The organism is Aurantiacibacter hainanensis, from assembly GCF_036321025.1.
Taxonomy (GTDB): Bacteria; Pseudomonadota; Alphaproteobacteria; order Sphingomonadales; family Sphingomonadaceae; genus Alteraurantiacibacter; species Alteraurantiacibacter hainanensis.
In genome coordinates this window covers 451334-464549 of the sequence record NZ_JAZAPB010000002.1, presented here as the reverse complement: position 1 = coordinate 464549, position 13216 = coordinate 451334, and the positions used below count along the sequence as shown (strand labels likewise).

The following is a 13216-nucleotide window of genomic DNA, read 5'->3' as shown; positions in this document are numbered from 1 at the left end:
TCGTCACCTGCGGAAATGGCGCTACTGCGCCAGCCGCGCGCTTTCGGGCATGTTGATCGACCGGAAGAAGTCTTCATCGGGCAGGATCTCGCGCGCCCTTGCCATCGTGGCATCCGACTTTTCGTACTGCCGCAACTCTCGATAGAAGCCTGCGGCGGAGCGCAGCATCATCGGATCGCCCGGAAAGCGTTCGACAAGCTCGTCGACCATGGCGATGGCTTCCGTCTCGCGTTCCATATCGAGCAGGATGATGATCTTCATGTCGTAGCCGCCCTCGAATGAGGGCTGCAGTTCGATCACCCGCTCGGCATCCACCAGCGCCCGTTCCAGTTCATAGTCGTCCCACAGGACGCGCGCCCGCGCCATGAGGGCCGGAATGAAATCGGGGTCGATCGCCAGCGCCTCGTCAAGATCGGCCAGCTTCATGTCGTTGGCATCGTCCGGACGTTGGCCGGCGCGGGTAACCAGTGCAATCGGCGATCCGCCGTCGACTACCGCCCGTTCCAGCAAGACAGCTGCGCTTTCTTCCAGGCCTGCGTCTGCCAGCATCTGGCTAGCCGCCGATGCGATTGACGGATCGGCGGGAAAGGCCTTTTCCATGCGCGTGACGTGAGCCTCCAGCTCGTCCGTGCGCCTTGCGCGCGCCAGCAGGAAGCCCTTCGAAATATAGCCCCAGGCGTTCTCCGGCTGGATGTCCAGAAGCCTGTCCGCATCGGCGATGGCGGAGTCGAAATCTTCCTTGCTGGCGTAGGCTTCGGCGCGCTGGCCATAGGCGAAGTAGTTGTCCTCGTTCATCTCGATGGCCGCGGTATAGGCCGCGATGGCCGCGTCCCAGTCCCTGGCGATGCTAGCAATTAGCCCCTCGGCGTGGCTGGCCACATAGTTCTGCGGGTCGCGGCTGCGCGCTTCGACGATATCGGCGCGCGCAGCCTCTGTATCGCCGAGCCGGGCGAGTATCACCGCCCGGTTGGCATAGCCCCAGGAATTCTCCGGCTCGATCGACACGACGCGATCCATGACGGCCCTGGCAGCGCGCCACTCGCCTGCATCCATCAGTGCCAGGCCCTGGTTCATCAGGTCATCGGCATCGGTGCCTTCGGCGCGGGCCATGCTGTCGATCTCCGCCCGGCTGAGGCGGTAGTTCTCGGGTATGCGCAGGAACACCCGCTTCTCGCGAAGCAGGCGCAGCGCGTCCTCGGCGGCGCGAGCCTCGCTCGCGGAGATTTCCGGTACGAGGCTGCGTGCGCTGCGCGTGGCGATGAAGCGATCGTTCGCCACTTCCAGCTGGCGACGGTATTCCACGCCGGCAACGGTTTCCTCGACATTCGCGCCGTCGAGGTTCTCCGCCGAAAAGCCCGGCGGCAGGATGACCTCGTAGGAAACGCGCTCGTACTGGGGATAGGCGATCGCGTAGGGCGCATCCTGGTCCGCGGACGCGGGCCGGTCGAAATCGGGGGTGTAGCCCACGCGCATCCCAGTGGGCTCGAACGAGTTGTAATCCCAGTCGAGTTCGGATGTGCCGGTAGCGGAAATCCGCAGTTCACCCGCCTCTTCGTCGAACTCCATCGCAACCTCTTCGGGGTTGAAGAAGCTGTACCGGTTGCTCCAGAAATCCTCGATGCTCTGGTCGCGGGCCTGGCCATAGAGCTGCTGCATCAGGCCATTCACGGCGATGGCCGTCTCGCCGCGGTAGGTGACCTCCGCCTGCGTCGGGGCCTGCGTGCGGATACCCTCGGAAAGGTCGATCCGGATGGAAATATCGTCGCTCGGCGTCGCCAGCACGGCAGGGACCATGCGAATGAGCTCTGCCCCTTGCGGCATCACCGGCAGACCCCAGCTGAAACTGGGCACCGGATGGCGCTCGAGCGAAGTATCCCCCGTACGGGTCCCATCGAGGAAGTATTCGCGCCCATCGATGTGGGCGCGCACGATGACATGGTCGAAGGCTGAAACCAGCGGCAGGCGCTGCGGCAGGGCATCGCCGATCAGCGAATTGACGAGCACCGGCTCGGCATCGATCCCCAGTTCCTCCAGCAGTCCGATCAGCAGCGCGGTCTTTGCCTTGCAATCGCCGTAGCGGCGGCGCCACGTCGTTTCCGAATCTGCGGGAACAAGGCCCGCGGCCCCCATCGCCAGCGCGACGTACCGCACCTGGTCCTGCACGAGAGCCAGGGCCTGTTCGGCCCGTTCGACCGGATCCGCAGAGGAAGCGCGTATGGCCTCCAGCCGATCGCGCAGCGGACCCTCGGCCGGAATGACCTTCGCTTCCTCGTAGAGAGGGGCGAAATGCGCCGAAAGCTCTGCCCAGTCGGCAAAGGTCGACGCTTCCACCATGCGCACCATGGCAAAGCGCGAAGGCGCGCCTTCCGGAAGAACGACGGGCGACGTCTTCGGGAAGGAAAGCGCGGCGTATTCGTAGCCGTCTTCCCGGCCCTGTTCGATTGCCGGAAGATCGTCCGTGACGGAAACCGTCAGATCGAGATCGCGTGGCCAGCTGAGGCGCACGTGGGACTTGTCGATAATGCCGTTGAGGGGACCAAGGATCGTCTCGGTATGCTCGCCCATTACCGGATTGGCCTGATCCAGGCTGTAGGCGAACCGCAGGGTGTCCCCCACTTCCAGTCCGGCGGGGAACATGTTGGCCGTCAGCACGCCGGTCAGCGTGGCGATTTCCAGGTTCTCCTCGCGGCGCAGGATAGTGAATTCCTGCCCGTCGGCAAGAACGTCGATGGTCTCGCCATCGCGCTCGATCAGCACGTGATGAATGGTAATGTCGTCGAACTCGGGGCGCCAGGATACCGAGATGTTGCCGGCTTGCAGGCCCTGGGGTGCGATGAATTCGAACGCCATTTCGATGAAATGGACGACGCGGCCCGGCTCCAGCCGGGTCTGGAAATCGCTTTCCAGGGCGCGCACGGGCAAGTCCGCCTCCACGTCCTCGCCGGGCCCGACTTCGTATGGCACCACCCAGTCCGGTATCGGACCGAAGCGCAGGTCTTCCCCCGCCTGGGCAGGAACGGCCACGACAATGATGGCCGGAACGAAAAATAGCGATGCGGTGCGCATGATACCCCCCTACTGCGTTTCACCGTAGGATCAGGGTATGACCCAATCGTTGCAGAAAGGCAAAGCGCACAAGCGCTTATGCCTTGCTACCTCCCGGCATCGCGCGCGGAATTGATGTCGACGCTCTTGGGGCTCTTGGCAAACAGCGCCGTGTAGGGGTCGTCCCCGGTCTCCATCGTGTGCGGCTCGGTTCCTTCGCGCACCGTCGTGCGGCGCATGTCGCGCTTGTAGGCGGTGTAATCGTATTCGCCGCCGCGGTGCATGGAACACAGGTTGTCCCAGATCACCATGTCGCCGGGCTGCCACTGCCACTTGAAGGTGTACTTGTCCTGCGTGGTGTGGGCAATCAGGTCTTCGATCAGCTTGCGCCCCTCTTCCTTGTCCGTACCTTCCACGTCCATGGTGTGAGCGGCGATGAACAGGCTCTTGCGACCCGAACCGCGGTGCGTGTGGACCAGCGGGTGCTTGGCCACCGGGCGCTCGTAGATCTCCTCTTCCGTCACCTCGGCACCGGCCTTCTTGCGGCTCCACCACAGCGAGTTAACACCGACCTTGTCCTCGATCAGGTCCTTGGTTTCCTGCGGCAGGTCCTCATAGGCCGTGCGCGCATCGGCGAACCAGGTTTCACCGCCCGCCTCGGCTGGCGGCGTGATGTGGGCGAGCAGGATCGAATAGCTCGTGCGCTTTTCCAGGAAGGCGCTGTCGGTGTGCCACAGCCTGTCGCCCTTGCGGTATTCCACCGCCGCGGGATCGGTGGTGATCTCACCTTCCAGGTTCAGGTTCGAAGCATCGAACAGCTCGCGATAGGGAAGCCGCATCTTCTGCCCCTCGCCGCGCTTGGGCACGCGCTCCAGGTAGCCGAAATTGCGGCTGAACCTGACGTGATCCTCGTCGCTCATGCCGGTATTGCGCCACACCGTGACGCCGTACGTGTCCATCGCGTCGGTGATCTGCTTGACTTCGTCCGCGTCGAGATCCTTCGTCAGGTCAAGGCCCGAACAGACCGCGCCGAACTTCGGCAGGATGGGTTCGCACTTCAGGGCCATGACTCTCTCTCCGTATCGCTTTTATTCGTTCGGTCGTTTCCGTTGCAGGCTGGCGCGCTTGCAGCTGGCGACCAGCACATCGTCCTGGTTATAGGCGCGATGGACGAAATTGACTATGCCCTGATTTGGGCGCGACTTGCTCTCGCGCAAGCCCTCCACCTCGGTTTCGATCCGCAGGGTATCGCCGATGAACACGGGTGCGGGAAACCGCACCTCGTCCCAACCCAGGTTGGCAACGGCCGTGCCCTGCGTGGTGTCGTTGACGCTGATCCCCACCATCAGGCTGAGTGTGAAGCACGAATTGACCAGGATTCGCCCGAATTCGCTGTCCTTCATGAACTCCGCATCGAGGTGCAGCGGCGTGGGATTGTGGGTGAGCGTGGAGATGAGCAGATTGTCCGTCTCCGTAACCGTGCGTCGCAGGGGATGGTCGAAAACCTGCCCCACCTCGAAATCCTCGAACCACAAGCCTGCCATGCGTAATCCTCCTTTGCGCAAGGCTCCTAGCGCGCACGCGGCGATCGCGCTAGAACGCCGGCATGATCAAAGCTCTCACGCCGCTTGCATGCATCACGCTGGCCGCCTGTGCCGCCACGACCCCACCACCCTTCGACGACGATGGCGATCCCAATGCGCGCGATCCCGCGGGCGAATGCGACGCTGGGCCGGCCATGGGCCTGGTGGGCACCGTGGCGAGCGAGGAAGTGGGCGCGGAACTGCTGGCCCTTTCCGGCGCGCGCACGCTGCGCTGGGTTCCGCCGCGCACCGCGGTGACGATGGATTTCCGGCCCGACCGGCTGACAGTGCATTACGACGACGACATGGTGATCGAAAGGATCACCTGTGGCTGAGCCGAATGACGGACGGCAGCGGATCCCCCCGCTCGGCCCGTTCGAAGAGCAGGCCGGCTTCACCCGCGCAATCCGCGTGGGCGACAGGATCATCGTTTCCGGCAACGTGGGCGTGGAAGAAGACGGCAGCGTCAGCCCCGATGCCGGGCGGCAGGCGGATCGCTGTTTCGAGCAGATCCTCGACTACATCGGCCAGCTGGGCGGCCATTCGGGCGACGTGGTGCGCGTGCGCATGTTCGTGACCGATATCGCCGATGCCGATGCCGTGACCGCCGCCTTCACCCGCGCGGTGGGCCATGCGCGCCCAACCGGCACGCTGGTCGCCATATCCGCGCTCTACAGCCCGGAATGGAAGTGCGAGATAGAAGCCGAGGCCGTGATCGGGAGCTTGCAATGATCGTTCGATTGATACCCGTGGCGGCAGCGGCTGTCATGCTGACAGGCTGCGGTGACGACCTCGAAAGCCGCCAGTCCGCGGTCCAGGGGGAAATGCCGGAAGCCGGCAGTGTCACGATGGGCGAGCAAGGCAGCCCCGCTGCAGGCACCTCCCCCGCGCAGACCGCCCAGGACGTCGACGATGCGGGCGACGCCGGGTCGGAGGACGAGCCCGCCGTGGCCGATGCCGGGGTAGAGGAGTTCGTGGACGATGCGGAGGGCTTCTCCACGGACCCTATCGACGACACATCCGGGTTCGATCCCACCCCGTCCGACGACGGCGGATTTGCCTCGGAATAGAAGGCGACGGAAAGTTTCGGGGACTGAGCCGGCAGCCAGCAGCCGGAAAGTTTCTCCAGACACTGGTTGTGTCGCAACGCGCCTTTTGACATTGCGCGCGGATGCATGATGCCATGCAGGAGAGACGCATGACCGGACAGTTCCAGCTTACCGACGACCAGCTCGCCATCCAGGAGATGGCGCGGCGATTCACAGCCGACAATATCACCCCCAACGCCGGCAAGTGGGACGAGGAGCATCACTTCCCCAGGGACGTGATCAAGCAGACCGGCGAGCTGGGTTTCGGCGCGATCTACGTATCGGAAGAATCCGGCGGCATCGCGCTGGGCCGTCTGGAAGCCGCGCTGATCATGGAAGCCATGGCCTATGGCTGCCCCACCACCAGTGCCTTCATCTCCATCCACAACATGGCCGCCTGGATGATCGACACCTTCGGCGGGCAGGACCTGAAGGACCGCTACCTCCCCGATCTCGTCTCGATGGACAAGCTGGCCAGCTATGCGCTGACGGAGCCGTCCTCCGGTTCCGACGCGGCGGCGCTGAAGACCTCGGCGAAGCTCGATGGCGACCATTACGTTCTCAACGGCACAAAGCAGTTCATCTCGGGCGGCGGAGTGAACGATGTCTACGTGGTGATGGTACGCACCGGCGAGCACAAGACGCGCGGGATCTCCTGCGTGGTGGTGGACAAGGACACCCCTGGCGTCAGCTTCGGCGCGCCGGAGAAGAAGCTGGGCTGGAACGCCAGCCCCACCGCGCAGCTGATTTTCGAGGATGCGCGCGTGCCCGTCGCCAACCGGGTCGGCGAGGAAGGCGACGGCTTCCGCTTCGCCATGGCCGGGCTCGACGGCGGGCGGCTCAACATCGGCGCCTGTTCGCTGGGCGGGGCGCAGCGCTGCCTGGACGAGGCGGTGGCATATACCAAGGATCGCCAGCAGTTCGGCCAGCCGGTGGCCGATTTCCAGAACACGCAGTTCATGCTGGCCGACATGGCCACCGATCTGGAAGCAGCGCGCGCGCTGCTCTACCTCGCCGCCGCAAAGGTGACCGACAACGCGCCCGACAAGACGCGCTTTTCCGCCATGGCAAAGCGTCTCGCCACCGACAGCGGCTCCAACGTGGTGAACAACGCGCTGCAGCTGTTCGGCGGCTACGGCTATCTGAAAGATTACCCGATCGAACGCTTCTGGCGTGACTTGCGGGTGCATTCCATCCTGGAGGGCACCAACCAGGTGATGCGCATGATCGTCGGCCGCGACCTTCTCAAAGACTAAGGATCTTATGACCGAACAAGTGAACCTCCACGTGCACGGCCGTGTCGCGCACGTCTCCCTCAACCGTCCAAAGGCGATCCACGCACTGACGCTGGAGATGTGCGAGGCCATGAGCGAAGCCCTGCTGGGCTGGCGCGATGACGAGAGTGTGGAGGCGGTCATACTCGATCACGCGGAGGGACGCGGCTTCTGTGCCGGCGGAGACGTGGCATTGCTGCGCAATTCGGCGATGGAGGATGGCGGCGCGCGCGGGCGGGAGTTCTTCCACGCCGAGTATCGCCTCAACCACCTGCTGTTCACCTATCCCAAGCCCGTCGTCGCCTTCATGGACGGCGTGACGATGGGCGGCGGCGTGGGCATCAGCCAGCCGGCCAAGTACCGGGTGGCGACCGAGAATACCAAGTTCGCCATGCCCGAAGGCGCGATCGGGCTGTTCCCCGACGTGGGCGCCGGACATTACCTGCCGCGCCTGCGCGGGCAGACGGGCAAGTTCCTCGCCCTCACCGGCGCGCGGCTGGACGGGGCGGAATGCCTGTGGGCCGGTATCGCCACGCACTACATCGAAAGCGAGAAGCTGGCCGAGGCGAAGGCCCGGATCATTGCCGGTCCCGATGCCATCTCCGCGATCCTGGACGAATTCGCCGGTCAGCCGCCCAAGGCGCGCCTGGCCGACAACCGGCGCAAGATCGACGCGCTGTTCGCGCCCGAGACCCTGGAAGGCATCATCGCCGCGCTGGAGAACGACGATAGCGACTGGGCGGCGAAGGAGCTGGCGGCGGTCCGGTCCAAGTGTCCGACGACGAGCAAGGTGGCGCTGTGCCAGTTCGCCGAGAATGCCGAATGCCGCGATTTCGCCGCGAACATGGCGATGGAATACCGCATTGCCAGCCGCATGATCATGCGACCCGACTTCGCCGAGGGCGTGCGCGCGGTGCTGGTGGACAAGGACAACGCCCCGACCTGGCAGCCCGCCGAACCCGAAGGCGTGACGGACGATATGATCGACACCATCTTCGCCCCGCTGCCCGACGACGAGGAATGGACGCCCTTCCCGCAGGCGGGCTGATCACTCACGCTCCGCAGGCGGCGAGCAGGCTTTCCACCCGCGCACGGTAGCCCGCGCCGAACAGGCGCAGGTGCACCAGCATCGGCCATAGCTGGTAGACGGGCACCCGCTCGCGCCAACCGGGAGCCAGCTCGTTCGCCGCGAAGAATGCCTCCGGCGGGCTGCCGAACACCTGCAGCATGGCAAGATCGACCTCGCGGTCGCCTACGTAGCAGGCAGGGTCGATCAGCGCGGCGAGCCGTCCCTGGTGGAAGAGCACGTTGCCGGTCCAGAGGTCGCCGTGCAGCAGGGCGGGCGGCGGGTCTTGCGGGACGATGTCTCCCAGCCGCGCTGCCAGCACCTCGATCCTGCGCGCCAGCGGGCCGGGCACCTCGGCGCAGAACGGCAGCAGTCGCCGGTCTCGCCAGAACTCTGTCCAGTTGCCGCAAGGCGCGTTGGCGATGGCGACCTTGCCGAAGGCATAGTCGGCCTCCCAGCCGTACTGTCCCTCCCGCTCGGCATGAAGCAAGCGCAGGGCCTCGGCGCAATCCGTCCAGCCTGCGCGTCCATCGTTCTCGATGAAGGCCATCACCAGCAGCCCTGCCTCGCTATGCAGCACCTCCGGCACGGGAGCGCCCGTGGCGGCCATGGCGCGCAGCATGGCGCCTTCGCGCTCGACCAGTTCGCCGGTCTTGGCGACAACCTCGCGATTGTCCTCCAGCACCGCCAGTGCTGCGCCGCCCAGGTCGCCGCCGGGCAGCTGGCGCACTTCGCGCACGTCCTTGCCCAGAGCCGCCGCTATGCGCGCGGACAGGTTCACGAGAACCGGGCGACCAGCGCCTTCGCAGCGGCCGAGACGTCGTGCCAGGTCTGCTCGAAACCGTCCCGTCCGCCGTAATAGGGGTCCGCCACGGCCTGTCCCTCGCGGCCCGGTACCAGGTCCAGCAGCAGCGCGATCCTCGCCGTCGTCTCTCCGGGAGCGAGAGCGTGGAGGTTGCGCAGGTTGTCCGCATCGAGTGCAAAAATGTGCGTGAAGCTGGTGAAATCCTCGCGCGCGACCTGCCTTGCCCGCAGCGCCGAAATGTCGATGCCGTTGTCCCGCGCGGTTTCCATGGCGCGCGGATCGGGCGGGTTGCCGACATGCCAGTCCCCGGTCCCCGCGCTGTCGATGTGCAGATCCAGCCCTGCCTCGCGGGCCGCGGCGCGCATCGCGCCTTCGGCCATGGGAGAGCGGCAGATGTTGCCGAGACAGACGAAGAGGATCGACGGACTATCGCTCATGCAGGCCAGGGCCCGGTGATGGCGATGGTCATGGTCGGGCTGTAGGCGTTGACGAACAGCGTGCGGCCATCGGGCGAGAAGCAGGCCCCGGCCAGCTCGGTCTGCATCTTGAGCAGCGCCAGCGGATAGGCCGCGCCTTCGGGCGTGATCCCGCGCAGGTGGTTTTGCACCACGTCGTCGTAGGAATCCTCGCACACCACCAGGTGGCCGTATGGCGCCACGGTGATGTTGTCGCCGTAGCTGTATTCGCTTTCCTCGGGGCTCTCGTAGAAGAGTTCGAGAATGTCGGCCTGGTGCACTTCGGGACGCAGGCGGAAGATCTGCCCTTCGTGCGCCGCGCCGCCGCTGGTGCAGGTGAAGAATATCTCGCCCTCGCCCATCCAGATGCCCTCGCCGCGCGCGAACAGTGCCGCGCCCTGCGCCGCGCCGCGCTGGCGCAGGTCGTCTTCGGGGGCTTCCACGTTGTCGAGCGTGATCCAGGTGCCGCGCATCGCGTCGCCCACGGCCATCGTCCGCTCGCTCCAGTTGCGCGTGTCGCTGACGCCTTCCAGCACCAGCGCCTGCAAGGTGCCGCCCTGCGCCAGCTGGCCGGGCCGCAGCGGCAGGAAGCGGTAGAGCAGCGAATTCTCGCGGTCCTCCGTCAGGTAGACGATGCCGGTCGCCGGATCGATGCAGGCCGCCTCGTGGTTGAAGCGTCCCATCGCCGTCAGCGGCACGGGGTCGACCAGTCCCGGCGCATCGGCGGGCACTTCGAACACCCAGCCGTGATCCTTGTTGATGCGGCCATCGGCACGGTCGGTGTTCTCCTCGCAGGTCAGCCAGCTGCCCCACGGGGTGATGCCGCCCGCGCAATTCCGGATCGTGCCCGCCAGGCTGCGATATTCGCGCTCCACCTCCAGCGTGGCCGCGTCCAGGACAAGCGTGGTGGTGCCGCCCGGCAGCGGGCGCAGCGACCGCGCCACGGTATCGTAGGCCGGGCCGGGCGGGATCGACCCGCCATCGTGCTGCGGTTGCAGTTCATGGTTGCGCACCAGCGCCAGCTTGCCGTTGCCGAGGTCGAAACAACCCATGCCGTCGGCCCGGTCCGGCACGCTTCCGCCGTCGCTCATCGGCGTGTCGTGGCGCGAGATCACGCGGTAGGAGAAGCCCGGCGGCAGGTCGAGCACACCGGCGGGATCGGGCTGCAATGCGCCTACCGGGCTGGCACTGCCGGACAGCGCGGGGCTGGACGAGGCGCGCGGCCCCATCGTCGTGCAGCTGTTGAGATAGAGGCCAGCAAAGGCAGAGCCCGTCAGGGCAAGAAACTGGCGGCGGCTTGGAACTGTCATGCGGTTTGCGAACCCTTCGTGATCGAATCGTAATTCAGGCAGTTCCGCATACTAGCGGGAAATGCGGCAGCAGTGTTGCAATCGGCTCCGTCATCGCTCGTTCGAATGCCGGGTTTCGACAACCAAGCGGATGGAGCCCAGGCGACTAGTCCGTATCGGCGGCGATGTAGGCTGCAATTGCGGCGATGTCGGTGTCGGAAAGCTCGGACGGGCGGAAAGGCGGCATCGCCCCTGCCCCGCGCCGCACGAACAGTTGCAGCACCGGCGCGGGCAGGTCGTCGCGCAGGTGCAGCGCGGCGGGGCGAGCGCCCTCGTACTTTTCCGCTAGGGCGGCCGTGCCCGGAAGCATTTCCGATCGGTCGTCACCCGGCCCGGCCCCGTGACACGGTGCGCACTGGCGCTCGAACACCTGCCGTCCGTGCGCGACCTGCCGGTCTTCCGGCTGCGCGGCGACCGAAAGCGATGCGGCGGCGAGAAGCGAGATGGAGGCGAGAATCAGTCTCATGCCCTGCCCCCGTTCCTGAACCGTCGGGGCCACACGCCGCCCCGCCCCGGCGCGATGATGCCGTCTGGATCGACCGCGTCCTTCATCGCTTCCAGGAATGTGCGCAGCCGTCCGCCGTTGAAGCTGTAGGTGGCGGCCACGTCGTCCTGGTAGATCGGCGCGGCGCGATAGTCGCCCCAGCTGTGCTCGGCGGCGACGGCCACCATGTGCTTCATCGCGCGGTGGACCATCGCGTTGTGCTCCGGATCGTCGCGCCTGATGCTGGGGGCGAACACCATCTGGAAGGTGTTCGAATGCCAGAACAGCGGCGCGGTGACGGCGCTGAAATAAGGCGGCAGCGGATATTGCCGCTGCGCGTCGCCCAGCACGCGCTGCATTTCGAACACCGCCTCTCCATCGCGCGGCAGCACGGGGAAGAAGCCGACGTGCCCGTCGCCGCGCACGATCTCCCAGATGCCGAGTGAGGGAATGCCGAGCGCGCCCTTGCGGCGGATGGCGGTGGGATAGGGCTGGGTGGCGTTTTCAAGCCGCTGCTCGGTCGCGGGGAGAGCGAAGTGATCGCCTTCCAGCGCCTCCGCACCGGGGATATCGGAAAGGATGCGATCCCTGGCGTAGTCCCACTGCGCGGCGGTGGCCGCCTGGGGGCCAAGGAACTGCAGATCGATCGCCCAGCTGTGCAGCCCGGCGGCGGAGGCGGCCGCGTCCATCTCCGCATCGGACGGACCGCCCATCTTGGTTGCCAGCGCGGCGAACTGCGGATCGCCAAGCAGCGCCGAAAGCGGGCTGGCGAAGCGCACCTCGCTCACCATGCCGCTGTCGGACAGGTAGTTCACGTGCTCGATCAGCTTGATGAGGTCGCGCCGCCTGGGCACCCGCACCAGCCCGGTGCGGTAGTATTCGGGCTGCGGCATCAGGCGGAAGCCCATCTTCGTGACGACGCCGAAATTGCCCTGCGCGAACAGGCCCGACGGGTCCGGTCCGAAGCCGTATGGGTATTCCTGCCAGCTGTCCGCGCCGGGAAGCGCGCCCATGCCGGTGCGCATCAGTTCGCCATCGGGCAGCACCACTTCCATCCCGCAGTGCGCCCCGAAGTGGTCGCGGAATTGCGGCATCGTGTAGCCCACGCCCCGGTCCAGCGCGTTGCCGACCGGCGATCCCCAGCCGGGATCGGGGCAGTCGATCATCACCTTCAGGCCGCGCTCCTGGATGTGGCGGTAGAGATCGAAATAGGAAACGCCCGGTTCAACCAGCGCATAGTTGCGCGCCTCATTCACCTCGATCACGCGGTCCAGCCGCTTCAGGTCCAGCACCGCGCTGCCGGCCACGTTGGGCGAGGCACCGCCGTAGCCGAAGTTCTTGCCGGTGGAGATCGGGTGCAGCGGCACCCGGTGGCGGCGGGCAATGCGCACCACTTCCTGCACCTGCGCCACGTCTGCCGGGGCGACGGCGCTGGAGGCCTGTATCTCTTCCGGCGTGTTCCACACCGGCGAGAAGGCGTCGCGATAGGGGAACATGTCGGCGTCGGAAGACCAGACCCAGTCCTCCCCCACCGCGCCGCGAAGATCGGCCAGGAACGCGGCGAAGCCTGCGTCGTCGAGGTCGGGCGGCAGGACTGTCATCCGGCGACACTGGGATGGTGCGGTGCGATGATCCAGCGAACGGCCTGCACGCGGTTCGCGCGCGGCAGGTCCAGCGTGGTGCGTGATACCACGCGGCGACCCTGGTGGGTGGCCAAGGTCTCCAGCACGAACAGCGCGTCCGCGCCGGTTATGCCGCCCAGCACGAAACCGGGCCTGCGCCAGCGCTCGTCAAGCTCGTCGTACCAGACGCGGGTGACGTCACCGGCAAACCGCAGCACGGGCATGGACGCATCGGCGACGTCCAGCGCGCCGGGAAAGCGGGTGTCGATCAGCAGCGCGTCGAGCCCGCCCGGCGCGGCGGCGAATGCGCCATGCCAGCCGGTGCCGAGCGCCGGCAACAGGGTGCCCCACTTGAGGTCTTCGCGGCGTGTCGTCATTGTGATCCTCGTCCCGTTGCAGCCGATCCTAGCGGCTGCAACGGGAGAGGCAATTGACTTTGTCCGCC

At 66.1% G+C, this 13216-nt stretch carries 14 protein-coding genes; 5 read left to right on the top strand and 9 right to left on the bottom strand.

What is annotated here, in order from left to right:
* Positions 1-21 precede the first annotated feature (21 nt).
* The 3 genes from AAA989_RS09720 to AAA989_RS09710 form a co-directional block, all read right to left on the bottom strand.
* Positions 22-3066, bottom strand: a complete 3045-nt coding sequence (locus AAA989_RS09720) for a DUF3857 domain-containing protein (protein ID WP_338243049.1) — start codon at positions 3064-3066, stop codon at positions 22-24.
* Between the two features lie 86 nt (positions 3067-3152).
* Positions 3153-4112, bottom strand: a complete 960-nt coding sequence (locus AAA989_RS09715) for a TauD/TfdA dioxygenase family protein (RefSeq protein ID WP_338243047.1) — start codon at positions 4110-4112, stop codon at positions 3153-3155.
* Between the two features lie 21 nt (positions 4113-4133).
* Positions 4134-4610: a MaoC family dehydratase gene (locus tag AAA989_RS09710; protein WP_338243045.1), complete on the bottom strand. Its 477-nt coding sequence runs from the start codon at positions 4608-4610 to the stop codon at positions 4134-4136.
* Between the two features lie 41 nt (positions 4611-4651).
* Between AAA989_RS09710 and AAA989_RS09705 the strand changes: the two genes are divergently transcribed.
* The 5 genes from AAA989_RS09705 to AAA989_RS09685 all read left to right on the top strand — a co-directional run bounded on the left by AAA989_RS09705 (position 4652) and on the right by AAA989_RS09685 (position 8038).
* The gene (locus AAA989_RS09705) at positions 4652-4963 is read left to right on the top strand and encodes an I78 family peptidase inhibitor (RefSeq protein WP_338243043.1); all 312 of its coding nucleotides are present in this window, start codon (positions 4652-4654) and stop codon (positions 4961-4963) included.
* On the top strand, positions 4956-5360 hold the full coding sequence (locus AAA989_RS09700; protein WP_338243041.1) for a Rid family hydrolase: 405 nt from the start codon (positions 4956-4958) through the stop codon (positions 5358-5360). The genes AAA989_RS09705 and AAA989_RS09700 overlap by 8 nt, the downstream gene beginning before the upstream one ends.
* Positions 5357-5698, top strand: coding sequence for a hypothetical protein (locus AAA989_RS09695; protein WP_338243039.1), 342 nt, complete (start codon positions 5357-5359; stop codon positions 5696-5698). The genes AAA989_RS09700 and AAA989_RS09695 overlap by 4 nt, the downstream gene beginning before the upstream one ends.
* A gap of 128 nt (positions 5699-5826) precedes the next feature.
* Positions 5827-6972: an acyl-CoA dehydrogenase family protein gene (locus AAA989_RS09690; RefSeq protein ID WP_338243037.1), complete on the top strand. Its 1146-nt coding sequence runs from the start codon at positions 5827-5829 to the stop codon at positions 6970-6972.
* Between the two features lie 7 nt (positions 6973-6979).
* Complete coding sequence (locus AAA989_RS09685; protein WP_338243035.1) at positions 6980-8038, top strand: enoyl-CoA hydratase/isomerase family protein; 1059 nt, start codon at positions 6980-6982, stop codon at positions 8036-8038.
* Between the two features lie 4 nt (positions 8039-8042).
* Here the strand turns inward: AAA989_RS09685 and AAA989_RS09680 are convergent, their stop codons facing one another.
* From AAA989_RS09680 to AAA989_RS09655, 6 genes are all read right to left on the bottom strand, one after another.
* Positions 8043-8837: a fructosamine kinase family protein gene (locus AAA989_RS09680; RefSeq protein ID WP_338243033.1), complete on the bottom strand. Its 795-nt coding sequence runs from the start codon at positions 8835-8837 to the stop codon at positions 8043-8045.
* Positions 8834-9298, bottom strand: a complete 465-nt coding sequence (locus tag AAA989_RS09675) for a low molecular weight protein-tyrosine-phosphatase (RefSeq protein WP_338243031.1) — start codon at positions 9296-9298, stop codon at positions 8834-8836. The genes AAA989_RS09680 and AAA989_RS09675 overlap by 4 nt, the downstream gene beginning before the upstream one ends.
* Complete coding sequence (locus tag AAA989_RS09670) at positions 9295-10626, bottom strand: alkaline phosphatase PhoX (RefSeq protein WP_338243029.1); 1332 nt, start codon at positions 10624-10626, stop codon at positions 9295-9297. Before AAA989_RS09670 ends, AAA989_RS09675 begins: the two co-directional genes overlap by 4 nt.
* A 145-nt stretch (positions 10627-10771) precedes the next feature.
* Positions 10772-11131 carry a c-type cytochrome gene (locus tag AAA989_RS09665; RefSeq protein ID WP_338243027.1) on the bottom strand — a complete coding sequence of 120 codons (360 nt, stop codon included), beginning with the start codon at positions 11129-11131 and terminating at the stop codon, positions 10772-10774.
* Complete coding sequence (locus AAA989_RS09660; protein ID WP_338243025.1) at positions 11128-12750, bottom strand: FAD-binding oxidoreductase; 1623 nt, start codon at positions 12748-12750, stop codon at positions 11128-11130. The genes AAA989_RS09665 and AAA989_RS09660 overlap by 4 nt, the downstream gene beginning before the upstream one ends.
* On the bottom strand, positions 12747-13148 hold the full coding sequence (locus tag AAA989_RS09655) for a hypothetical protein (RefSeq protein WP_338243023.1): 402 nt from the start codon (positions 13146-13148) through the stop codon (positions 12747-12749). Before AAA989_RS09655 ends, AAA989_RS09660 begins: the two co-directional genes overlap by 4 nt.
* Between the last annotated feature and the right edge of the window lie 68 nt (positions 13149-13216).

Excerpts from the sequence above, each read along its gene's own strand:
- AAA989_RS09720 (WP_338243049.1), bottom strand. The coding sequence starts at position 3,066 with ATGCGCACCGCATCGCTATTTTTCGTTCCGGCCATCATTGTCGTGGCC.
- AAA989_RS09715 (WP_338243047.1), bottom strand. The coding sequence starts at position 4,112 with ATGGCCCTGAAGTGCGAACCCATCCTGCCGAAGTTCGGCGCGGTCTGT.
- AAA989_RS09705 (WP_338243043.1), top strand. The coding sequence starts at position 4,652 with ATGATCAAAGCTCTCACGCCGCTTGCATGCATCACGCTGGCCGCCTGT.
- AAA989_RS09695 (WP_338243039.1), top strand. The coding sequence starts at position 5,357 with ATGATCGTTCGATTGATACCCGTGGCGGCAGCGGCTGTCATGCTGACA.
- AAA989_RS09690 (WP_338243037.1), top strand. The coding sequence starts at position 5,827 with ATGACCGGACAGTTCCAGCTTACCGACGACCAGCTCGCCATCCAGGAG.
- AAA989_RS09685 (WP_338243035.1), top strand. The coding sequence starts at position 6,980 with ATGACCGAACAAGTGAACCTCCACGTGCACGGCCGTGTCGCGCACGTC.
- AAA989_RS09675 (WP_338243031.1), bottom strand. The coding sequence starts at position 9,298 with ATGAGCGATAGTCCGTCGATCCTCTTCGTCTGTCTCGGCAACATCTGC.
- AAA989_RS09670 (WP_338243029.1), bottom strand. The coding sequence starts at position 10,626 with ATGACAGTTCCAAGCCGCCGCCAGTTTCTTGCCCTGACGGGCTCTGCC.
- AAA989_RS09665 (WP_338243027.1), bottom strand. The coding sequence starts at position 11,131 with ATGAGACTGATTCTCGCCTCCATCTCGCTTCTCGCCGCCGCATCGCTT.
- AAA989_RS09660 (WP_338243025.1), bottom strand. The coding sequence starts at position 12,750 with ATGACAGTCCTGCCGCCCGACCTCGACGACGCAGGCTTCGCCGCGTTC.
- AAA989_RS09655 (WP_338243023.1), bottom strand. The coding sequence starts at position 13,148 with ATGACGACACGCCGCGAAGACCTCAAGTGGGGCACCCTGTTGCCGGCG.